General features: G+C 70.1%; 18 protein-coding genes. 5 read left to right on the forward strand and 13 right to left on the reverse strand.

Annotated elements, in window-relative coordinates:
- Window positions 1-639: 639 nt before the first annotated feature.
- The 3 genes from BA175_RS06665 to thyX form a co-directional block, all read right to left on the reverse strand.
- Window positions 640-2,325 carry a ribonuclease J gene (locus BA175_RS06665; protein WP_069170371.1) on the reverse strand — a complete coding sequence of 562 codons (1,686 nt, stop codon included), beginning with the start codon at window positions 2,323-2,325 and terminating at the stop codon, window positions 640-642.
- Window positions 2,326-2,455: 130 nt separating this feature from the next.
- A complete protein-coding gene (gene dapA, locus BA175_RS06670; protein WP_069170372.1) occupies window positions 2,456-3,355 on the reverse strand; it encodes a 4-hydroxy-tetrahydrodipicolinate synthase in 900 nt (299 codons plus the stop codon).
- 151 nt (window positions 3,356-3,506) lie between these two features.
- Window positions 3,507-4,244 carry an FAD-dependent thymidylate synthase gene (gene thyX / locus BA175_RS06675; protein WP_069170373.1) on the reverse strand — a complete coding sequence of 246 codons (738 nt, stop codon included), beginning with the start codon at window positions 4,242-4,244 and terminating at the stop codon, window positions 3,507-3,509.
- A 176-nt stretch (window positions 4,245-4,420) separates the two neighbouring features.
- Here thyX and BA175_RS06680 point away from each other — a divergent pair, with 176 nt between their 5' ends.
- Together BA175_RS06680 and BA175_RS06685 are read left to right on the forward strand one after the other, a co-directional pair.
- Entirely contained in the window at window positions 4,421-4,660 is a 240-nt protein-coding gene (locus BA175_RS06680) for a hypothetical protein (protein WP_069170374.1), read from the forward strand.
- A 93-nt stretch (window positions 4,661-4,753) separates the two neighbouring features.
- Window positions 4,754-5,305: a hypothetical protein gene (locus BA175_RS06685; protein ID WP_069170375.1), complete on the forward strand. Its 552-nt coding sequence runs from the start codon at window positions 4,754-4,756 to the stop codon at window positions 5,303-5,305.
- A 38-nt stretch (window positions 5,306-5,343) separates the two neighbouring features.
- Here BA175_RS06685 and BA175_RS06690 read toward each other — a convergent pair whose 3' ends face one another.
- The 6 genes from BA175_RS06690 to eccD all read right to left on the reverse strand — a co-directional run bounded on the left by BA175_RS06690 (window position 5,344) and on the right by eccD (window position 12,394).
- Window positions 5,344-5,796: a hypothetical protein gene (locus BA175_RS06690; protein ID WP_069170376.1), complete on the reverse strand. Its 453-nt coding sequence runs from the start codon at window positions 5,794-5,796 to the stop codon at window positions 5,344-5,346.
- Window positions 5,797-5,809: 13 nt separating this feature from the next.
- A complete protein-coding gene (gene dapB / locus BA175_RS06695; protein ID WP_069170377.1) occupies window positions 5,810-6,562 on the reverse strand; it encodes a 4-hydroxy-tetrahydrodipicolinate reductase in 753 nt (250 codons plus the stop codon).
- A gap of 21 nt (window positions 6,563-6,583) precedes the next feature.
- Window positions 6,584-7,963, reverse strand: a complete 1,380-nt coding sequence (locus tag BA175_RS06700) for a M16 family metallopeptidase (protein WP_069170378.1) — start codon at window positions 7,961-7,963, stop codon at window positions 6,584-6,586.
- Window positions 7,960-10,176 (reverse strand): polyribonucleotide nucleotidyltransferase, encoded by a 2,217-nt coding sequence (locus BA175_RS06705; protein WP_069170379.1) that lies wholly within the window; start codon window positions 10,174-10,176, stop codon window positions 7,960-7,962. Before BA175_RS06705 ends, BA175_RS06700 begins: the two co-directional genes overlap by 4 nt.
- A 273-nt stretch (window positions 10,177-10,449) precedes the next feature.
- Window positions 10,450-10,740 (reverse strand): 30S ribosomal protein S15, encoded by a 291-nt coding sequence (gene rpsO, locus BA175_RS06710; protein ID WP_003965855.1) that lies wholly within the window; start codon window positions 10,738-10,740, stop codon window positions 10,450-10,452.
- Window positions 10,741-10,918: 178 nt separating this feature from the next.
- Window positions 10,919-12,394: a type VII secretion integral membrane protein EccD gene (eccD, locus tag BA175_RS06715; RefSeq protein ID WP_069170380.1), complete on the reverse strand. Its 1,476-nt coding sequence runs from the start codon at window positions 12,392-12,394 to the stop codon at window positions 10,919-10,921.
- 185 nt (window positions 12,395-12,579) lie between these two features.
- On the opposite strand from eccD, the gene eccCa reads away from it, so the two are divergent.
- The 3 genes from eccCa (at window position 12,580) to BA175_RS06735 (ending at window position 18,346) form a co-directional block, all read left to right on the forward strand.
- Entirely contained in the window at window positions 12,580-16,536 is a 3,957-nt protein-coding gene (gene eccCa, locus BA175_RS06720) for a type VII secretion protein EccCa (RefSeq protein WP_069170381.1), read from the forward strand.
- Between the two features lie 57 nt (window positions 16,537-16,593).
- The gene (locus tag BA175_RS31665; protein ID WP_254667829.1) at window positions 16,594-17,853 is read left to right on the forward strand and encodes a hypothetical protein; all 1,260 of its coding nucleotides are present in this window, start codon (window positions 16,594-16,596) and stop codon (window positions 17,851-17,853) included.
- A gap of 259 nt (window positions 17,854-18,112) precedes the next feature.
- On the forward strand, window positions 18,113-18,346 hold the full coding sequence (locus tag BA175_RS06735) for a DUF397 domain-containing protein (RefSeq protein WP_014048676.1): 234 nt from the start codon (window positions 18,113-18,115) through the stop codon (window positions 18,344-18,346).
- A 77-nt stretch (window positions 18,347-18,423) separates the two neighbouring features.
- On the opposite strand, the gene BA175_RS06740 is transcribed toward BA175_RS06735, so the two are convergent.
- The 4 genes from BA175_RS06740 to eccB all read right to left on the reverse strand — a co-directional run bounded on the left by BA175_RS06740 (window position 18,424) and on the right by eccB (window position 22,182).
- Window positions 18,424-18,729 carry a WXG100 family type VII secretion target gene (locus tag BA175_RS06740; RefSeq protein ID WP_069170383.1) on the reverse strand — a complete coding sequence of 102 codons (306 nt, stop codon included), beginning with the start codon at window positions 18,727-18,729 and terminating at the stop codon, window positions 18,424-18,426.
- Window positions 18,730-18,782: 53 nt separating this feature from the next.
- A complete protein-coding gene (locus tag BA175_RS06745; protein ID WP_069170384.1) occupies window positions 18,783-19,133 on the reverse strand; it encodes a hypothetical protein in 351 nt (116 codons plus the stop codon).
- A 225-nt stretch (window positions 19,134-19,358) separates the two neighbouring features.
- Entirely contained in the window at window positions 19,359-20,588 is a 1,230-nt protein-coding gene (gene mycP, locus BA175_RS06750; RefSeq protein WP_069170385.1) for a type VII secretion-associated serine protease mycosin, read from the reverse strand.
- A 46-nt stretch (window positions 20,589-20,634) separates the two neighbouring features.
- Complete coding sequence (eccB, locus tag BA175_RS06755) at window positions 20,635-22,182, reverse strand: type VII secretion protein EccB (RefSeq protein ID WP_069170386.1); 1,548 nt, start codon at window positions 22,180-22,182, stop codon at window positions 20,635-20,637.
- Window positions 22,183-22,372: the final 190 nt, after the last annotated feature.

The raw sequence follows: 22,372 nt of genomic DNA on the forward strand, positions 1-22,372 counted from the left end.
GTCCTGAGCCAGGATCAAACTCTCCGTGAATGTTTTCCCGTAATCGGGATCACAACACGAGAGCGGAACGACCGATCGGAATAAGAACGGTCGTTCACAGCGTCCTCGCTGTTGTTGCCCACCGGACCGGTAAAGGCCGGCAGGACTTTTCAAAGGAACCACCAACCTGCCGAAGCAGGCCGGGGTATCAACATATCTGGCGTTGACTTTTGGCACGCTGTTGAGTTCTCAAGGAACGGACGCTTCCTTCGGTCCCGTTTCACCGGGCNCCGGGCGCTTCCCTTCGTTCTTGCGTTTCCGACTCTATCAGACTCTTTCGCGTCCGATTCCCGGTCGAAGCGGGCTGCTTTCCAGTTCTTCGCTTTCGCGTTTCCCTTTCCGGCGATTCCGACTCTACCAGACTCTTTTCCGTTCCGTTTCCGGTTCGAATTCGATTCCAGTGGCCTGCGGAGGGCCTTTGCCTTTCGGCGTGGCCGACTTTATCAGAGGTTCTCGGTCGGAATTCTCCGCCGTGGCGAGCAGCTTCCCGGCGCACACGTGCGCGGGCTGCTTCCCGTTCAGGCGGAGACGTAAACGTACTGGAGCGGGGCTCCCCGATGCAAATCGGGAAGCCCCGCTCCAGGTGGGCGGCCGCCGGGGTCAGACCTCGACGACGACCGGAAGGATCATCGGGCGCCGGCGGTAGGTGTCGGACACCCACTTGCCCACCGTGCGCCGGACCAGTTGCTGGAGCTGGTGCGGCTCCATCACACCGTCCTGGGCCGACTTGTTGAGGGCGTCCTCGACCTTGGGCACGACGGCCGTGAACGCGCCGTCGTCGATGCCCGAGCCACGGGCCTGGATGTGCGGGCCGCCCACGATCTTGCCCGAGGAGCTGTCCACCACGATGAAGACCGAGATGATGCCCTCGTCGCCGAGGATGCGGCGGTCCTTGAGCGAGGTCTCCGTGACGTCGCCGACCGAGAGGCCGTCGACGTACACGTAGCCCGCCTGGACCTTGCCCACGATCTTGGCCTTGCCGTCGACGAGGTCGACGACGACGCCGTCCTCGGCGATGACGATGTGGTCCTTCGGCACGCCGGTCAGGGCACCGAGTTCGGCGTTGGCCCTGAGGTGGCGCCATTCGCCGTGGACCGGCATCAGGTTCTTCGGCTTGCAGATGTTGTAGAAGTACAGCAGCTCGCCGGCCGACGCGTGACCCGAGACGTGGACCTTGGCGTTGCCCTTGTGGACGACGTTCGCACCCCAGCGGGTGAGGCCGTTGATCACACGGTAGACCGCGTTCTCGTTCCCCGGGATCAGGGAGGACGCGAGGATCACCGTGTCACCCGGGACGATCCGGATCTGGTGGTCGCGGTTGGCCATGCGGGACAGGGCGGCCATCGGCTCGCCCTGGGAGCCCGTGCAGACCAGCACGACCTCGTCGTCGGGCAGGTCGTCGAGCGTCTTCACGTCCACGACGAGGCCGGCCGGGACCTTCAGGTAGCCCAGGTCCCGGGCGATGCCCATGTTGCGGACCATCGAACGCCCCACGAAGGCGACCCTGCGGCCGTACTCGTGGGCGGCGTCCAGAATCTGCTGGATGCGGTGGACGTGGCTCGCGAAGCTGGCCACGATGATGCGCTTCTGCGCGTTGGCGAAGACCGTCCGCAGGACGTTGGAGATGTCCCTCTCCGGCGGGACGAAGCCGGGGACCTCGGCGTTCGTCGAGTCGGAGAGCAGCAGGTCGATGCCCTCCTCGCTCAGCCGCGCGAACGCGTGGAGGTCGGTGAGGCGGCCGTCCAGCGGAAGCTGGTCCATCTTGAAGTCGCCGGTCGCGACGGCCAGGCCCGCGGGGGTGCGGATGGCAACCGCGAGAGCGTCCGGGATGGAGTGGTTGACCGCGATGAACTCGCAGTCGAAGACTCCGATGCGCTCACGCTGTCCCTCGGCCACCTCGAGGGTGTAGGGACGGATGCGGTGTTCCTGGAGCTTGGCCTCGATGAGCGCCAGGGTCAGCTTGGAGCCGATCAGCGGGATGTCCGGCTTCAGGCGGAGCAGGAAGGGGACACCGCCGATGTGGTCCTCGTGGCCGTGCGTGAGGACGATGCCCTCGATGTCGTCGAGGCGGTCCCGGATCGTGGTGAAGTCCGGCAGGATCAGGTCGATACCGGGCTGCTCCTCCTCGGGGAAGAGCACGCCGCAGTCGACGATGAGCAGGCGGCCGCCGTACTCGAAGACCGTCATGTTGCGGCCGATCTCGCCCAGGCCACCGAGCGGGGTGACCCGCAGGCCGCCCTTCGGGAGCTTCGGCGGGGTACCGAGTTCAGGATGCGGATGACTCAAAAGACTCTCCTTACCACGCGCGCCACGTACCGCTGAGGGCACGTGGCGCGCATGTCATTCGTGCACTTGCTGTTGTCAGAGGGTGTTCCGGTCGCGAGTCTCCTCGCGTATTCAGTTGTGAAGTCCGTGGTTACAGGTGTACCCCGCCGGCGGCGAGATCGATCTTGAGCTGGGCCGTCTCCTGCGCGGTGAGTTCGACCATGGGCAGGCGCAGCGGCCCCGCGGGCAGTCCCTGCAGGGTGAGTGCGGCCTTGGTGGTGATCACACCCTGGGTGCGGAACATGCCGGTGAAGACCGGGAGCAGCTTCTGGTGGATCTCGGTGGCCTTCTGCACGTCGCCCCCCAGGTGCGCCTCCAGGAGCGCGCGCAGCTCGGGGGTGACCACGTGCCCGACGACGGAGACGAAGCCGACCGCCCCGACCGAGAGCAGGGGCAGGTTCAGCATGTCGTCGCCCGAGTACCAGGCGAGGCCGGACTGGGCGATGGCCCAGCTGGCGCGGCCGAGGTCACCCTTGGCGTCCTTGTTGGCGACGATCCGGGGGTGCTCGGCGAGCCGGACGAGCGTCTCCGTGTCGATCGGTACCCCACTGCGGCCGGGAATGTCGTAGAGCATGACCGGCAGCCCGGTGGAGTCCGCGACGGCACCGAAGTGCCGCAGCAGGCCCTCCTGCGGGGGCTTGTTGTAGTACGGGGTGACCGCGAGGAGGCCGTGGGCGCCGGCGCGCTCGGCGGCGCGGGCCAGCTCGATGCTGTGCCGCGTGTCGTTGGTCCCGACGCCGGCGATGACGTGGGCCCGGTCTCCCACGGCTTCGAGGACCGCCCGTACGAGCTGGTCTTTCTCCACGTCGCCGGTGGTCGGGGACTCGCCCGTGGTGCCGTTGACGATCAGGCCGTCATTGCCTGCGTCCACCAGATGGGCGGCGAGCCGCTGGGCGCCGTCGAGGTCGAGAGCGCCGTCCGCCGTGAAGGGCGTGACCATAGCGGTGAGGACCCGCCCGAAGGGGGTCTGCGGAGTGGAGATCGGAGCCATGGGTAACACGCTACTCGTTGCTCGGAGCGCCGGGTCCCCTCGGGGGACGGAGAAGAGGAGCCCGGCACTGCCTGCTCGGGGGTTCAGGCAGTACCGGGTCCGTTTGATCAGCCTAGATGAACTTCTCGAAAGCCCGCAATACGGACACCGCCTACGGGGCTACCCGGCCGTTTTTATTGAAGGCGGCATGAGTGAGCGGCATCAGGGTCTGCCAGTGCTGCTCCATCTGTTCGCCGACCATTTCGATCTCGCGCTGCGGGAAGGACGGGACCTTCGCCAGCTCGTGCTGGGTGCGCAGGCCCAGGAAGTGCATCAGCGAGCGGGCGTTGCACGTGGCGTACATCGTCGAGAACAGCCCGACCGGGAGCACCGCGCGGGCCACCTCACGGGCGACTCCGGCCGCCAGCATCTCCTGGTAGGCCTCGTACGCCCGGCGGTAGGAATCCTCCATGACACGGCTGGTGAGCGCGTGCTGTTCCGGGGTCCCCTCGACGAACTCGTACTTCCCGGGCCGGCCCTGCTGGATCAGCTTGCGCGACTCCCCCGGGACGTAGAAGACCGGTTCGAGCTCCCTGTAACGGCCCGATTCCTCGTTGTACGACCAGCCCACGCGGTGCCGCATGAACTCGCGGAACACGAAGATCGGGGCGCTGATGAAGAAGGTCATCGAGTTGTGCTCGAACGGGCTTCCGTGCCGGTCGCGCATCAGGTAGTTGATGAGCCCCTTCGAGCGCTCGGGGTCCTTCGTGACCTCCTCCAGGGACTGCTCACCGGCCGTCGACACACGGGCCGCGAAGAGCACGTCGGAGTCGGTGGCAGCCGATTTCACCAGGTCAACGGTGACATCGCTTCGGAAGTGGGCCTTCGTGGGCTCGGGGGTCTCGGTCACCGGCGGGGGTCCTTCCAATGGCGTCGCTCGTGCGGCGTCCACTCTACGGGCCCCCGGGGTACGCCTCCGTCAGCGGGAAATTCTCGGACGGATCGGCGATTCGGGGCACCGATCGGGCCGTCCGTACGTCTGACTCGACAGCAGCACCCGTCACAGAGTTCAAGGAGAGCTTCCTCATGTTCCGCCGGCGTGAATCCGTCCCGTTCTCGTTCGTAGCCGAGGCCGACCGGTTCCGCAGCAATGTCACTCCGCCTCCCCGCGAACGGGCCAGCGTCTCGCAGCTGGCCGGCCGCTCCCTCGTGGGACTCACCCTCATCGCCGGTTTCGCCGGGGCACTGCTGTTCGGCGTCCCCGCCCTCGAGACCGGCACGGCACCGTCGCACGGCCAGACGTCCGAGGCGTCGCAGCACCGCTGACCCGTACGGGGCCCCTGGGGTGGCCGCCCCGGGGGCTGCTCGGTAGCCTCACCGGGCACAGCAATCGAGCGTGCTTGTGAGTGAGGATCAGTCGTGCCCCTGCCCTTCCTGACGGCCGACCGCGCATTCGACGCGGGCGCGGAGGACATCGCGCTGCCGTTCGACGACCACGACAGCTGGCGGAGGCCCTACCGGCCCGGTCCGTGGCGGGTCTCGGCGGCGGCCACCCTGCTGCTGCTGGCGTCCTTCGTGCTGCTCGCGGCCATGGTCATCTCGTTCGCCGGATCGCTGTCCGGCGCCACCGCGTGCTTCGCCCTCGCGGGCGTGGCGATCATCTGCGCGCTGCGGCTGCTGCGCGTGGGCGCGTGGGTCAGCCGGCACGGTGTCCGCCGGGTGGGCTTCCTCCGTACGACCACGGTGCCGTGGGACCGGACCGAGTCGGTCCGCACGGTCCAGCAGCCGGTGCGGTGGCTCGGCTTCCCGCGCACCGTCCAGGGCCAGGCCCTGATCGTCGTACGGCGCGGCGGCGAGGCGCTGCCGCCACTGGTCACGGACCACAACGCCGACTTCCTGGCCCGTGCCGAGGCGTTCGAGCGCGCCACCGACACGATCGAGGCCTGGGGCGACGAGTACCGCACCGGCTGACGCCGGTATGACACACGGACAAGCCGGTGCGGCGCCTCTCAGGCGCGTACCGGCTTGTCCGCGTGCAGGGCGATGGCACGCTGCATCGCCTTGCGGGCCCGTGGGGTGTCCCTGGCGTCCTGGTAGGCGACGGCCAGCCGGAACCAGCAGCGCCAGTCGTCCGGGGCGTCCTCGGTCTCCTCGCGCCTCCGCGCGAACACCGCGTCGGCCGAGGCACGGTCGATACGCCCGGACGGGGTGCGCACCAGCTCGTCGACGGGCAGGCCGCCCTCCGCGTCCAGTTCCGCCGCCAGGGCGTTGGCCCTGCGGACGAACTGGGTGTTCTTCCAGAGGAACCAGACGCCGATGGCCGGCAGGATCAGCACCGCCACGCCGAACGTGACCGTCAGCAGCGTGCCGTGCCGGATGAGCAGGACGCCACGGCTGCCGGCAAGGACGAAGTAGAAGACCAGGACGGCGGCGGTGACGGTGTAGGTGAGCTTTGCGCGCATGGGGGGTGCCCCGTCAGTTCAGGTCGAGGAAGTGTTCCAGGCCGAAGGTGAGGCCGGGAGTGGCCACCACGCGGCGGGTGCCGAGCAGGATGCCCGGCATGAAGCTGCTGTGGTGCAGTGAGTCGTGGCGCAGGGTGAGGGTCTCGCCCTCGCCGCCCAGCAAAACCTCCTGGTGGGCGAGGAGGCCGCGGAGCCGGACCGAGTGGACCGGGACCCCGTCGACGTCAGCGCCCCGGGCGCCGTCCAGCGCCGTGGCGGTGGCGTCCGGCTGCGGGGCGCAGCCGGCCTTCTCGCGGGCCGCGGCGATGAGCTGGGCGGTGCGGGTGGCGGTGCCGGAGGGGGCGTCCGCCTTGTTCGGATGGTGGAGCTCGATGACCTCGACGGACTCGAAGTAGCGGGCGGCCTGCTCGGCGAACTTCATGGTGAGGACCGCGCCGATGGAGAAGTTCGGCGCGATGAGCACTCCGGTTCCGGGGGAGCCGGCGAGCCAGGTGTTCAGCCGCGCGAGCCGTTCGTCGGTCCATCCCGTGGTGCCGACGACCGCGTGGATGCCGTGCCGGACACAGAAGTCGAGGTTGTCCATCACCGACCCGGGGGTGGTGAGCTCGACGACGGCCTGGGCGCCGGTGTCCGTGAGGGTCTCCAGCCTGTCGCCGCGGCCGAGTGCGGCCACCAGCTCCATGTCGCCGGCGGCCTCGACGGCTCGCACCGCTTCGGACCCGATGCGTCCCTGGGCGCCGAGAACGGCCACGCGCAGCTTGCTCATGTGCTCTGTTTCCTTACGGGATTAGGAGACCGCTTCGTGGAGGCGGTCCGCCTGCTTGTCCTTGAGGGGGCCGATGACCGAGAGCGAGGGCCGGTGTCCGAGGACTTCGGCCGCCACCGCGCGGACCTCGTCGGGGGTGACGGCCGCGATCTTCGCCAGCATGTCGTCGACCGACATCTGCTCGCCCCAGCACAGCTCGCTCTTGCCGATGCGGTTCATCAGGGCGCCCGTGTCCTCCAGGCCGAGGACGGTGGAGCCGGCGAGCTGGCCGACGGCGCGTCCGATCTCCTCGTCGCCGAGGCCGTCGCTCGCCACCCGGTCGAGCTCGTCGCGGCAGATCTTGAGGACGTCGTGCACCTGGCTGGGCCGGCAGCCCGCGTAGACGCCGAAGAGTCCGCAGTCGGCGAAGCCGGAGGTGTACGAGTACACGCTGTAGGCGAGACCGCGCTTCTCCCGTACCTCCTGGAACAGGCGCGAGCTCATGCCGCCGCCGAGCGCGGTGTTCAGGACACCGAGGGCCCAGCGGCGCTCGTCGGTCCTGGCCAGGCCGGGCATGCCGAGGACGACGTGGGCCTGCTCCGTCCTGCGGTTCAGCAGCTCGACCTTGCCTGCCGTGCGCAGGGTGCGGGTGCCTTCGCGCGGCGCCGTGGGGACGGCGTCGGTACGGGACAGGGCGCCGGCCCGCTCGAAGGCCCTGCGGACCTGGCGTACGACCGTGGCGTGGTCGACGTTGCCCGCGGCGGCGACGACCAGGTGCGTGGGGTCGTAGTGCTTCTTGTAGAAGCGGGCGATCTGGCCGCGGTTCAGCGCGTTGATCGTGTCGACGGTGCCGAGGACCGGCCGGCCCAGCGGGGTGTCGCCGAGCATGGTGTGCGCGAACAGGTCGTGCACGCAGTCACCGGGGTCGTCCTCCGTCATCGCGATCTCCTCGAGGATGACGCCGCGCTCGGCGTCGACGTCCTCGGAGGCGATCAGCGAGCCGGTCAGCATGTCGCAGACGACGTCGATGGCCAGCGGCAGGTCGGTGTCCAGGACCCGCGCGTAGTAGCAGGTGTACTCCTTCGCCGTGAAGGCGTTCATCTCTCCGCCGACCGCGTCGATCGCGGACGAGATGTCGAGTGCGCTGCGCTTGGCGGTGCCCTTGAAGAGGAGGTGTTCGAGGTAGTGCGTCGCGCCGTTCAGGGTGGGCGTCTCGTCGCGTGACCCGACGTTGGCCCAGATCCCGAAGGTGGCGGAGCGTACGGAGGGCAGGGTCTCGGTGACGACCCGGAGGCCGCCGGGGAGAACGGTGCGGCGGACGGTGCCGATGCCGTTGGTGCCCTTGAGGAGCGTTTGGGTACGGGCGACGGCCCGCCCCTCGGAGGAGGGGCGGGCCGTCGTCACGGAACTACGCGACGTCACTGGGCGGCGTCGTCCTTCTTCTCGTCGGCCTCTTCGCCCTCGATCACGGGGATCAGGGAGAGCTTGCCGCGGGAGTCGATCTCGGCGATCTCGACCTGGACCTTGGCACCGACGGCGAGCACGTCCTCGACGTTCTCCACGCGCTTGCCACCGGCGAGCTTGCGGATCTGCGAGATGTGCAGCAGACCGTCCTTGCCGGGCATGAGGGAGACGAACGCACCGAAGGTGGTGGTCTTGACGACCGTACCCAGGTAGCGCTCGCCGACCTCCGGCATGGTCGGGTTGGCGATCGCGTTGATCGTGGCGCGGGCCGCCTCGGCCTGCGAGCCCTGCTGGGCACCGATGTAGATGGTGCCGTCGTCCTCGATCGTGATGTCGGCGCCGGTGTCCTCCTGGATCTGGTTGATCATCTTGCCCTTGGGGCCGATGACCTCACCGATCTTGTCCACCGGGATCTTGACCGTGATGATCCGCGGGGCGTTCGGGGACATCTCGTCCGGGACGTCGATGGCCTCGTTCATGACGTCCAGGATGTGCAGACGCGCGTCACGGGCCTGCTTCAGCGCGGCGGCCAGGACCGAGGCGGGGATGCCGTCGAGCTTGGTGTCGAGCTGGAGCGCGGTCACGAACTGCTTCGTACCGGCGACCTTGAAGTCCATGTCGCCGAAGGCGTCCTCCGCACCGAGGATGTCGGTGAGGGCGACGTAGTGGGTCTTGCCGTCGATCTCCTGGGAGATCAGGCCCATGGCGATACCGGCGACGGCGGCCTTGAGCGGCACACCGGCGTTCAGCAGGGACATGGTGGAGGCGCAGACCGAGCCCATGGACGTCGAGCCGTTGGAGCCCAGCGCCTCGGAGACCTGGCGGATCGCGTAGGGGAACTCCTCGCGCGACGGAAGCACCGGCACGATGGCGCGCTCGGCGAGCGCGCCGTGGCCGATCTCGCGGCGCTTGGGCGAGCCCACGCGGCCGGTCTCACCGACGGAGTACGGCGGGAAGTTGTAGTTGTGCATGTAGCGCTTGCGGGTCACCGGGGAGAGGGTGTCCAGCTGCTGCTCCATGCGGAGCATGTTGAGGGTGGTGACGCCCAGGATCTGGGTCTCGCCACGCTCGAACAGCGCCGAGCCGTGCACGCGCGGGATGGCCTCGACCTCGGCGGCGAGCGTACGGATGTCCGTGACGCCGCGGCCGTCGATGCGGACCTTGTCCTTGATGACGCGCTCGCGGACCAGCTTCTTGGTCAGCGCGCGGTAGGCACCGGAGATCTCCTTCTCGCGGCCCTCGAAGGCCGGGAGGAGCTTCTCGCCGGCGATCTCCTTGATGCGGTCCAGCTCCGCCTCGCGCTCCTGCTTGCCGGCGATGGTGAGCGCCTTGGCGAGCTCGGTGCTGACGGCGGAGGTGAGCGCCTCCAGGACGTCGTCCTGGTAGTCGAGGAAGACCGGGAACTCGCCGGTGGGCTTGGCGGCCTTGGCGGCGAGGTCGGACTGGGCCGTGCAGAGCGCCTTGATGAAGGGCTTCGCGGCCTCGAGGCCGGCGGCGACGACCTCTTCGGTCGGGGCCTCGGCGCCGTCCTTGACGAGCTGGATGGTCTTCTCGGTGGCCTCGGCCTCGACCATCATGATCGCGACGTCGCCGTCCTCCAGGACGCGACCGGCGACGACCATGTCGAAGACGGCGTCCTCGAGCTCGGTGTGCGTCGGGAAGGCGACCCACTGGCCCTTGATCAGGGCTACCCGGGTGGCGCCGATCGGGCCGGAGAAGGGCAGGCCGGCCAGGATCGTGGAGGCGGAGGCGGCGTTGATCGCGACCACGTCGTACAGGTGGTCGGGGTTGAGCGCCATGATCGTCTCGACGATCTGGATCTCGTTGCGCAGGCCCTTCTTGAAGGAGGGGCGCAGCGGGCGGTCGATCAGGCGGCAGGTGAGGATCGCGTCCTCGGAGGGCCGGCCCTCACGGCGGAAGAAGGAGCCGGGGATCTTGCCGGCCGCGTACTGCCGCTCCTCGACGTCCACGGTGAGGGGGAAGAAGTCGAGCTGGTCCTTGGGCCGCTTGGAAGCGGTGGTGGCCGACAGCACCATGGTGTCGTCGTCCAGGTACGCGACGGCGGAGCCGGCGGCCTGCTTGGCCAGGCGGCCCGTCTCGAAGCGGATGGTGCGGGTGCCGAAGGTGCCGTTGTCGATCACGGCTTCGGCGTAGTGGGTCTCGTTCTCCACTAGTGATTTCTCCATACTCGTCGTCTTTCGTCCTGCCGCCCGTGTGGCGGAGGACGGTGCGGAGAAGCGCACCGTGTGTGCGGGCCGGTCTTCGATCGAAGCTCCCGGGCGTTGACCCCCGGGGGCCACTACCGAGGACCGGCGGCGGCCGTCAGGCGCCTCTCCTCGTTCTTGTGTTGTGCGTCCAGGTTACTGAGCGGAACCCCTGTCCCGCACGTACAGCAAAGGGAGCGGCCCCCTGGAACCGGGGAACCGCTCCCTCTCACAGCGTGCTTACTTGGCGCCGCCGGCCGCACCACGGCGGATGCCGAGGCGGTCGACGAGCGCACGGAAGCGCTGGATGTCCTTCTTGGCCAGGTACTGAAGGAGGCGGCGACGCTGGCCGACCAGGATCAGCAGACCACGACGGGAGTGGTGGTCGTGCTTGTGCGTCTTGAGGTGCTCCGTCAGGTCCGAGATCCGGCGGGAGAGCATGGCGACCTGGACCTCGGGGGATCCGGTGTCACCCTCCTTCTGGGCGAACTCGGACATGATCTGCTTCTTCGTAGCGGCGTCGAGCGGCACGCATACTCCTCTGAGTGTTCGATGCGCCCACGAGTGCCCCTGGTCTTGACCGCAGGGGAGCTTCCGTGACTCGGAGGCGAAGGTCCGATGAGCGCAGTCCCCAGGGATGATCCGGGAACGCGTACACAAACGGCCACCAGTCAGAGTACCAGCCGTTCCGGGGCTCCTCCGACGGGCGTCAGCCGGTCATGGCGCGGGCCCGTGCGTAGACGTCGAGTACGGCCAGGCAGAGCGGGACCAGGGAGAGCAGCAGGGCGCTCTCCGTGAGGTCGAGGAGGCGGCCCCAGAACGGGGAGAGGCCCTTGCGCGGGATGATCAGGCCGATCGCGGTGAGCAGGGCGGCGCCCGCCGCGACCGCCGCCGAGAGCCAGATCGTACGGATGTCCAGCGAGCCCCGGTCCCCGTAGCGCACCAGGTCGTACAGCAGGTCGGCCGGCGGGTTGAGCGAGAGTCCGAGGACGAGCAGGGCGATCGCGCCGAGGCCGGCCACCAGGACGCAGGTGACCTGGGAGGAGTACCGGAAGAGGCGGGCGCGCAGCAGCATCGCGAGCCCGGCGGCCAGGGCCAGGACCTGCCCCCAGATGTCGTCGGAGAAGCCGAGGACCGCGGCGGATCCCACGACGACCGCGGAGCAGCCGCCGACCAGGCCGAGGAGCATCTCGTGGCCGCGGCGGGCCTGGGCGGCGATGCGGTCGGCGTCGACGGGTTCGGCCTCGGGGGTGGCGCCGGGCTCGGCGAAGGCCTCGTCGTAGCCGGCGGGTCCGGGGCGGGGGGCGGCGTAGCCGATGGGCAGCCGGGCGAAGCGCGCGGAGAGGCCGGGCAGGAAGGCGACCAGGCCGAGGGCGACCGGGGCGCAGACGGCGGCGGTCCGGGTGGCCGTGGCCTCGGTGAGGATCGCGACGAAGGTGGCGAGGGTGCCGACGGTGGCCAGGAAGGTGGCCGCGACGAAGGGGGCGTCACCGCTCGGGGTGAGGGCGACCAGGACGACCGAGGCGAGCAGGACCGCGACGCAGCCGAGCAGGAACTGCAGCCGGCCGGGGCCCTGACCGGCGTCGGGGCCGATGACGCCGGAGCCCGCGATGAGGACGAGGGGCAGGGCGCCGAGGCCCAGGGCGACCGCCGTGGCCCGGTCCGCGTAGACCCGGGCGCGCACTCCCGCGAAGGCCGTCAGCAGGAGTCCCGCGGAGCCGGCGATGATGCCGGGCAGGCTGTGCATGTCGTGCCGCACGGGGTCGGCGAACCAGAGCACGAAGCCCATCAGGACGAGCAGCAGCACGCCGCCCACCAGCCCCGCGCCGCGCAGGAGTTCGTCGCTCCACAGGTGGCGGTCGCGGGTGACGGCGGAGGCGACGGCGTCCGAGACGTCGTCGAAGACGGCGGGCGGCAGTGACTGCGCGAAGGGCCGCAGGCTGAGGAGTTCGCCGTCGAGTACCTGCTGCGCGGCGAGGGTGCGGGCGCCGTCCAGGACGGTGCCGTCGCGGCGTACGAGGTGATAGCCGGTCGGTGTTCCGGCCGCCTGGGTCTGGCCCGTGAGACGCAGGATCTCGGGGTAGACGTCGGCGACGGCGATGTCCTCCGGGAGGGCGACGTCGATCCGGCTGTCGGGTGCCACGACAGTGACGCGGCAGAATCCCGTCGCTGCGGTCGTACTCACGTGTCTGGTCCCCCTGATTCGCGGTTGCGCACAGTGCGCGCGCCACCCTACCGGGAGGGGGGAAGGCGATCGGCACGTAGGATCACCGTCGCGCGGATCGAAGTCCGCAGCAAACGCAGCCACGGGGGCGTCGGTGCGGACAGAACCGGCCTTCCGCCCGTCCGTACCGAGGGATTGATGTTCCGGTGAGCCAGATCGTCGTGAAGCGTCCTCCGCGGTCTCTGCCGCCGGAAGTGCCCGTCGAGGAATTGGTGTTGGAGGCTCCTCCCGAACTGCCCCGCGGGCAGCAGGAGGGCATGCTGATGCAGATCCTGCCGGTGCTCGGCATGGGGTCGTCGGTGGTCTTCTTCTTCTCTCCGCAGGCCCCTCCGTTCATGCGGATCATGGGCGTCCTGATGCTGGTCTCGACCGTCGGTATGGTCGTCGCCCAGATCGTCCGGCACCGCCGTGGTACGCAGGGGCAAATGGGCGATGTCCGACGTGACTACCTGAAGTACCTGGCGCAGACGCGCCGCGCGGTGCGCAGGACGGCCCGCGCGCAGCGCGACGTCCAGCTCTATCTGCACCCCGCGCCGGAGCAGTTGTGGTCGGTGGTGGCCGAGGGCAGCCGGGTCTGGGAGCGACGCGTCGGCGACAACGACTTCGCCCAGGTGCGGGTGGGCCTGGGCGCCCAGCAGCTGTCGACCCCGCTGGTCGCCCCCGACACGGCTCCGGTGGACGAGCTGGAGCCGATGTGCGCGGGGGCGATGCAGCAGTTCCTCGCGGTACACGGTTCGCTGGACGGGCTGCCGATGGCCGTGTCGATGCGGGCGTTCTACCACGTGACGGTGTCGGGCCGGCCGGAGTCGGCGCAGTCGACGGCGCGCGCGCTCGTGGCGCAGCTGGTGACCCTGCACTCCCCCGAGGACCTGATGGTCGCCGTCGTGGCGGCACCGGGGGCGGTGGCGCGGTGGGACTGGACGAAGTGGCTGCCGCACACGCAGGTGCCGGGGCAGGTCGACGGTGCCGGTACGAGGCGGCTGTTCGGCGACGATCTGGGTGAGCTGGAGACGCTGCTGGCGAGCCGGCTGGACGGGCGGCCGCGGTTCGGCCGGGAGAGCCAGCCGGTGCTGGACCAGCCGCACATCGTAGTGGTGCTGGACGGTGGGATGGTGCCGCCCGACTCGCTGTTCGCGGCGGCCGAGGGCCTGCAGGGTGTGACGATCGTCGAGGTGGTGCCGGGCGAGCTCGACGAGCCGCGCGGCGGCCTGTCGGTGGTGGTACGGCCGGGGCTGCTGCGGCTGGAGTCGGGTGCCGGTCTGGCGTACGAGGGCGTGCCGGACAGCCTGTCGCCGGAGGCCGCGGAGGCGCTGGCGCGGCAGCTGGCGCCGCTGCGCACGGGCGGGGGTGACGACGACGAACCGCTGCTGGCCAACCTGGACTTCACGGACCTGCTCAACCTGGGGGACGCGGCTTCGGTCGACGTGGCCCGCACCTGGCGGCCCCGCTCCGTGTCGGAGCGGCTGCGTGTGCCGATCGGCGTGGGCGAGGACGGCCAGCCGGTGATGCTGGACCTGAAGGAGGCCGCGCAGGACGGCATGGGCCCGCACGGGCTGTGCGTGGGCGCGACGGGTTCCGGGAAGTCGGAGCTGCTGCGGACGCTGGTGCTGGGGCTCGCGGTCACGCACTCCTCGGAGACGCTGAACTTCGTGCTCGCCGACTTCAAGGGCGGTGCGACGTTCGCCGGGATGTCGCAGATGCCGCACGTGGCGGCGGTCATCACCAACCTCGCGGACGACCTCACCCTCGTCGACCGCATGGGAGACGCGATCCGCGGTGAGCTGCAGCGGCGCCAGGAACTGCTGCGCTCGGCGGGCAACTACGCGAACATCCACGACTACGAGAAGGCCAGGGCGGCGGGCGCGGCGCTGGAGCCGCTGGCCTCACTGGTGCTGGTGATCGACGAGTTCTCCGAACTCCTCACGGCCAAGCCCGACTTCATCGACATGTTCATCCAGATCGGCCGCATCGGCCGCTCGCTGGGTGTCCATCTGCTGCTGGCGTCGCAACGTCTGGAGGAGGGCAAGCTGCGGGGGCTGGACACGTACCTCTCCTACCGGATCGGTCTGCGGACCTTCTCGGCGGCGGAGTCGCGTACGGCGCTGGGTGTGCCGGACGCGTACCACCTTCCGTCGGTGCCGGGTTCGGGCTACCTGAAGTTCGGTACGGACGAGATGACCCGCTTCAAGGCGGCGTACGTGTCGGGGACGTACCGGACGGGCGGTCCCGACCTGTCGGTGGGGCAGCTGCCGATCGAGCGGCGGCCGGTGGTGTTCAGCGCCACCCCGGTGCCCGTCGTCTACGCGGCGCCCGATCCGGCGCAGTCGGCCGCACGGGCGGCGGCGGACGACGAGGCACTCGCGGACACGGTGCTCGACGTGATCGTGCGGCGGCTGGAGGGTCAGGGGGTGCCGGCCCACCAGGTGTGGCTGCCGCCGCTGGACCGGGCGCCGACGCTCGACCAGCTGCTGCCGGGGCTCGCGCCGACCGCGGAGCGCGGGTTCACGGCGACCGAGTACACCCGGCCCGGCGGTCTCACCGTGCCGCTCGGACTGATCGACAAGCCGTTCGAGCAGCGGCGTGAGGTGCTGTACCGGGACTTCTCCGGTGCGGCCGGTCACATGCTGGTCGTGGGTGGTCCGCAGTCCGGCAAGTCGACGATGATGCGGGCGCTGATCTCCTCGTTCGCCCTCACCCACACGCCGCACGAGGTGCAGTTCTACGGGCTGGACTTCGGCGGTGGCGGTCTCGTCTCGCTGGCGGAGCTGCCGCATGTGGGCGGCATGGCGTCACGGCTGGATCCGGAGCGGGTGCGGCGTACGGTCGCGGAGGTCGGGGGTGTGCTCAACCGGCGTGAGGAGTTCTTCCGCGCCCACTCCATCGACTCCATCGCCACCTACCGGCGTAAGCGCGCCCAGGGCGAGCTGCCCGGCGAGGCGTGGGGCGACGTGTTCCTGGTGATCGACGGCTGGGGCGGCTTCCGCGCCGAGTACGAGGGGTTGGAGCAGGTCGTCACGGAGATCGCCGCGCGCGGTCTCGGGTACGGCGTCCACGTGGTGATCACGGCGGCCCGTTACATGGAGGTGCGGGCGGCGCTGAAGGACCAGATCCTCGGGCGGCTCGAACTGCGGCTCGGTGACGTCATGGACTCCGAGTTCGACCGCAAGGTCGCGGCGAACGTGCCCACGGGTGTGCCGGGTCGTGGTCAGGTCCCGGAGAAGCTGCACTTCATGGGTGCCCTGCCGCGCATCGACTCCGTGAGCAGCGGCGACGACCTCTCGGAGGGCACCGCCGCCTTCGTCGGGGCCGTGAGGTCGAACTGGGCGGGTCCGGCGGCGCCTTCGGTGCGGCTGCTGCCGCGCAAGCTGCCGGCGGACCAGTTGCCGAAGGGCTTCGAGTTCCCTGAGCGGGGCATCGCGATCGGGATCGACGAGACCTCGCTGGAGCCGGTGTTCGTCGACTTCGAGACGGACCCGTTCTTCCTGATCTTCGGCGAGAGCGAGTCGGGCAAGACCAACCTGCTGCGGCTGATCGCCAAGCAGATCGCGGAGCGCTACTCCCCCGACGAGGCGAAGCTGGTCGTGGGCGACTACCGGCGTGCCCTGCTGGGTGCGCTGCCGGAGTCCCATCTGCTGGAGTACGCGCCGATGGCGAGCGCCATGCAGATGCACATGGAGGCGCTCGCGGGGGTCTTCTCCCGGCGCCAGCCGCCCACGGACGTGACACCGCAGCAGCTGCGGGACCGCAGCTGGTGGTCGGGACCGCAGATCTTCATCGTCGTCGACGACTACGACCTGGTCGCCACGAACGCGGGCAATCCGCTGGCCCCGCTCGCGGAGTACCTGCCGTTCGCCCGGGACACCGGGGTCCGGTTCATCATCGCGCGGAACTCGGCGGGTGCGTCGAGGGCGATGTACGAGGGCTTCATGCAGCGCATCAAGGAACTGGGCGCGCAGGGCGTGGTGCTGGCCGGCGACCCGTCCGAGGGCGAGCTGATCGGCTCCGTACGCGGCCACGCGATGCCGCCGGGGCGCGGGTACTTCGCGTCGCGCCGGCGCGGGACCCCGCTGGTACAGACGGGACGGCTGCCGGAGCAGCACTGACGCCGGGGCGGGCCGGGGCGGGCCGGGGTACGGTCCGCCCCGGGCCGCCTCGCCGGAATGTTCCGTGTACTAGCCTCTCTCGGAGCGACCCGCCCGGAGTCCGGGTCCGGGCCACCGGCCGGGACGGCCGGCCGCTGGAGCATCGGTACGACGGGGGATTCGATGGGCTTCGACGAGGAGTGGGGCCTGCTGCGTGCCGGGGCCACGCACCAGCAGGACACGTCCATGCGGTTGAACGGTGCGGACGACGGGCCGTTGCCCGGTCCCGGGGGTCAGACGGACCTGGCGTCCACCCCTGCGGAGAAGAAGGCCGCGGCCGACACCATGGAGACCGAGCCGGAGCCGGACACCAGGAAGGCCACCGACCGGGCGGACGAGTCCTCCGCCGCGGCCGTCAAGGAGTTCGGCGGCCGGGACACCGGGGCGGGTCCGAAGAAGGTGACGGAGCCCTGGGACAAGCAGGTCAAGGTCCTCATGGGCCGGCGCTCCGCCGAGAAGAACGCCCCTCGGGGGGCCTCCGCTCCTTTCGGCGGCAACGAACCGGAGATCCACTCCCGGTTCGCTCCCGTCCTCAGGCCCCGGTCGGCCCGTAGGCCTCCGGTCTCGACGGACGGTAGAGGCGTGCCTCCGACGGCGGACCGACGAGAGCGGGGTGCGCTCACGCGCACGTCCCGCTACGGGGCGCACTGCGCGGCGGTACTGGTGGCGGCGCTGCTGACCGGCTGCCAGGCGGACGGTGGCAGTGGGGCGGGTGTACCCGTGAGCGTCAAGGGCCTCGCCGAGATGGCGGAGGAGGTCGGCCCCGACGGCACGGACACCTGCCCGCTCCCGTACGACTTCGCGCAGGCGGTGTCCGACGCCGGGATCACCGGCGAGGTCGCCGCCGGCCCGGTGCCCGGCGGCTCGGAGGGTCCCGCGGTCACGGCGGAGAACGGCTACGAGGCCGACGAGGACACGCCGTTCGCCGGCAACCCCGGCGGGCTGGTCAGCTGCTGGTTCCACGTGGGCCGGCAGTCGGTGGAGGTGCACCTCATCGCGGCGGAGAAGCCGCAGCCGGAGTACCTGCTGACGCCCGTGATGCGAGAGGTGAGCGATGAGGACGTTCCCGCGCTCAACGCCTATCTGCGTGCGACGGGCAAGGGCGAGCCGGGCCGGCCGGTGCTGGGCAGGACCGGCGACTACGCCAACGTGCGGGTCGAGCCGGACGGCGAGGGCCACGCCGCTCTTCTGCTGACGCTGGGCGACACGGACACGGACCGCCTCGACGAGCGGCAACTGACGGCCCTGAGCCGGGCCCTGTACGGACAGATCAGCTAAGGGCTGCGCCCGCGACAGCCTGCGTACGAAGACGACGAGTGCGACGGGTGACGGGGACGCTGCCGGAGCAGTGCCTGGACCACTTCCCGGGAGCGTTCAAGGATCTGCGACTGATCCGACGGGCGCGCCGTGCAGGCCGGAGTCCGCGATCGTCCGGTTCCGGTGACCCCCGGGCGGCGGAGCAGGAATAATCAGTGGCCAGGCCGTAAGCACGAACACCCGGTGGTGGGCGCTTCTCCGCCGGGAAGAAAGGCGTCCGATGGGCACTCAGCAGGAGAAGGACGAGCTGTACGCACTCGACATCTCGGGGGTGGAGTGGCTGAGCGCCCCCGGCACCGAGGAGGCCGAGGAGCGGGTGGAGATCGCACATCTGCCGGGCGGGGCCGTCGCGATGCGGTCCTCGCTGGATCCGGAGACCGTGCTGCGCTACACGGAGGCCGAGTGGCGGGCCTTCGTCCTGGGGGCGCGGGACGGCGAGTTCGACCTGAAGTAGCCGAACCAGGGTCGCCGTCACACGGAAGAGGGGCACGCCCACCTGGCGTGCCCCTCTTCCGTGTACCGGTGGCCGGGTCAGTACGCCTCGTCGAACAGGCGCGAGGCCTTGACGTCCGTGGAGCGGTAGCTGTCCTTGCCGTTCTCGATGATCTTCGCCGTCTGCTCGAGACGGTCCTTCATGTGGTCGGCCTTGCCCTTGTACTTGCCCTGGAGGACGACGTACCCGGCGTGGGCGTCACCGTCCCACGTGTCGGTGACGACCTTCAGGGCGGCGTCCATCTCCTCGAGGTCCTTGATGATGTTGCGCGAGACCACACGGATGCGGTTCGCCATCTCCTGGACGCTCTCGTACTTGACCTTGGTGTTCGGATCTCCGGCCATCTGTCTGCTCCTCCGTGATCAGGCGTGCGGCGTGTGCGTGGGTGCGGTGGGGCTCAGATGTTGTTGAGCCCGGACGTGTTGCCCGAGGACGCCGACTCCTTCACGGCGGCGAAGGCCGCACGGACCTCGTCGTCGTTGGCGTTGCTGAGGTTCTTCGTCTGGCTCACACCGTTGAGGAGTACCTGCAGCAGGCGGCGGATCTCGTCGTGGTCCTCGTTGATGGTGATCTGTGCGGACGTGAATCCGCCGGCACCGACGCCGGTCCAGCCGGCACTGACGGTGGCGAGGATGTCGGCGAGCTCGCGGGACTGCTTGGACACCGCCTCGGCCGTCTCGATGATCTTGTTCTTCGCCTGGACGATCGGATCGTCGGCAAGTCCGAAACCGGAACCGGTGTTGCTCATCCGGAAGTCCTATCTCTCAGTTCCCGGGCCTGCCCGCAGGTCGCGGACAGGGTTGTACTGCGCGGGTTCCCAGAAGCGTCCGGCGGCGCTGACGCACCCCGGAACCGGACTCGGCCACTTCTCGTTCCCCCGTCACACACGTGAAGTCCGGTCCCACCCTAGTCATATCGTCAGCTCTCCCCAACCGGTCTCCGCGGGGAGAGATCCAGTTCACGGACGGCGTGTTCAGCGCGGGGCGCGCCGCCGCCGGACATCCCGGACGACCGTCGCGGTGCCGGCCACGACACCGACCAGGACGACCGCGAGGGCGAGTGTGTAGGTGGCGTAGCGCTCGCTGCGCTCCTGCGAGGTCTCCGACATCGCCAGGTGCGCGGGTTCGGGCGCGGGCGCCTTGGGCGGCGCCGGGTCCGGGCGCGCGGCCTGCAGCGGTACGTCGTCCTTGTCCCCCGCGAGTGCCCGGACGGGGTCGACGACGCCCCAGCCGACGTAGGCGTCGTGGCCCGTGACGGAGCGTTCGGCCGTCTGCTCGATGCGGGCGACGATCTCGTTGGGCTTCCAGTCCGGGTACTTGGCGACGAGGAGGGCCGCGACACCCGCGACGTAGGGGGCGGAGAAGCTGGTGCCGTTGTCGGTGCACTGGCCGTCGCCCGGGACGGTGGAGACGATGTCGACGCCCGGAGCGGCGACGCCGACGAACTCACCGGCCTGGGAGAAGGCGGCGCGTTCGTTGTTGCGGTCGGAGGAGGCGACGGCGAGCACACCGGGGAAGGCGGCCGGGTAGGTCGTCTTCAGCTTGCCGTCCATGCCGTCGTTGCCGGCCGAGGCGACCACGACGACGTCCGCGGCGAGCGCCCTGGCCACGGCCCTGCCCAGCGCCGAGTTCTCGGTGAGCGGCTTGGTGGTGTCCTGGGAGATGTTGATGACGTCGGCACCCTTGGCGATCGCGTGGTCGATCGCGGTGGCCATCGTCGTGTCCTTGCCGCTGTTCTTCTCGTCGTTCTGCCGGATCGGGATGATCGTGGCCTCGGGGGCCAGCCCCACGAAGCCCGTTCCCTCACGCGGGCGGGCGGCGATGATGCCGGCGACCTTGGTGCCGTGCCCGACCTCGTCGGTGGTCCCGTCGCTCCTGCCGCCCTTGAGGAGGTTGCGACCGGCGGAGGTGTCCACGGCCTTCCTGAGCTGCGGGTTCGCGGTGTCCACGCCGGTGTCGATGACCGCGACCCGGACGCCCTTGCCCTTGGTGTCCTGCCAGAGTTCGTCCAGCATGACGCGCTGGAGGGGCCAGGGGCGGCCCTCGAACTGCTTCTTCATCGGGAAGGTGCATTCGCCGCTGCCGTCCAGGGCCGGGCCCGCCGGGCCTTCCGGTCCCGCTGCGGCGTACGCGCCGGCCGGCCACGCCAGTGCGGCGAGTGCGGCGGTGGCGGCCGTCAGTCCGGCCGTCTTGCGGTACATCATGTGTTCCTCTCCCCCGGTCCCGCGTTCGTCCCCGTGGTACGCGCGGTCAGGAGCCCTGGGGCTGGCGGGCGCTGTTGGTGTCGAGCCGGGGGCCCTTGGACAGGAACTCGGACCAGGCGATGGGCACGAGCGAGGGGGTGACCTTCTCGTACCCCAGGCGGATCTGGGCCTGGCTGGCCTCGGGCCTGCCGTCCTGGGCCTCCGGCTGGTCCCCGGCGCCGATGTCCGAGCGCTCGGCGTCGCTGTCGCCGTTCGCCTGCACCGCGTACCGAAGTCCGGTGTCGGTCACCAGGAAGAGCGACCCGTCGGGCCTCGTCTGCTTGCCCCGGACCTGGGTGTAGAGCAGGCCGCTGCCGGGGGTGACGTAGGTGCTGGTGCCGCCGGCGTTGATCGCGGCGGGGTAGGCGGTCCCCGCCCAGGTGGTCAGGGTCGTACGCCCCCTGTCGTCGACCTTGCGCAGCACGCTGCACACCGTGTCACGACTGCCGCTGCCCGTGGTGGAGTTGACCTGTACGGCCTTGTGCGCGGGCCACCGGGCGGCCTGGCCGGCGAAGGTCCGCGTGTCGGGCACGAAGTCCTGCAGACCGACGGACCGGGCCTCGCTGTCGAGGTTGAGCTGCGCGGTCTGCGGGGAGTTGATCAGCAGCCAGGCGGTGAACTCGGAGACCGGCTGGACCGTGCCCTCCAGGACGACGTAGAAGGCCGTTCCCTCGCCGGTCCTGGTGCGCAGGACCATGCCGACCTTGTTCTCCTCGGCGGAGAGCTGGCCCTCGATGTGCGCGGGCGCGCCGACCGTACCGGGGATGCGCGGGAAGACGAGCGGGCTGCCCTCGTGGAGGGTGGCGAGCCAGTCGTCGGTGACGGGCTGCGGCCGGCGGCTGCCGACGAGCGCGTTGGTCAGGTGGCCGTCGTCGGTCGCGCTCTCGTCGATGCGGTACTTCGTGCCGCTCGCGTCGACGAGGTAGCGGGCCTCGTCCTGGCCCTGTACGTAGAGCACCTGACCGCCGCTGAGCTGTTTGCCGCCCTCGGTCAGCGCGTTGTCCCGTTCGGCGAAGACGAAGGCCGCCTTCTGCACGGAGTTGCCCTTGCCGCCGGGCTGTACGCAGACCGCCCACCGCTTCGCGGTGCCCGCGTCCTTCGCCTCCGGAAGCCGGTCGGGGGCGTACGGGATGCCGAGGATCGGGCCGCGCGGCGGCTTCCCGGCGTCCAGGATGTCGTCACCGACCTGGACGACGTCGAACTGCTGCGGAGTCAGCAGGAGCCGGGCGGAGGCGAGGTTGAGCACCGGGTGGAGCAGGGTCTTCCTGTCCTTGCCCTTGCCGGTGCTGAGCACGACGTAGCGGGTGGTGGACTTCTTGCCGACGATCACCTTGGTGCCCGGCTTGTCCCAGTCCTTGGGCGCCGTGGGCTTGAACATTCCCCACGCCCCGAATCCCGCCATGATCAGCGCGCCGACGACCAGGCTCGGGACGACGGCACGCAACGGGCGCGGGGCGCCCTCCTCGGTACCGGTGGGCGAGGGTTGGAGGAAGGCGGCCACCGTGCGCTTCTTCGCAAAGGTGTACGCGTTGAGCTCGTCCCGCCGTGATGCCATGAGTGTGTCTGTCTCCCGTGTCTCCCCGCGCGGCCCAGGAGCGTGCGCCTCCCCGCCCCCTGTGCCGGACCCCGGATGCCGGACCCTGGTGCCGGACCGGCCCCCTACTATGCCTGCTGATCGCGCGTGCCTGCGGGGCGGGTAGGGTGATCCAGCCGCCGAAGCCCCGGCGGGAGCGGGGCGAGCGGGT

The sequence above is a fragment of the Streptomyces griseus genome, assembly GCF_001715295.1.
GTDB lineage: Bacteria > Actinomycetota > Actinomycetes > Streptomycetales > Streptomycetaceae > Streptomyces > Streptomyces griseus_G.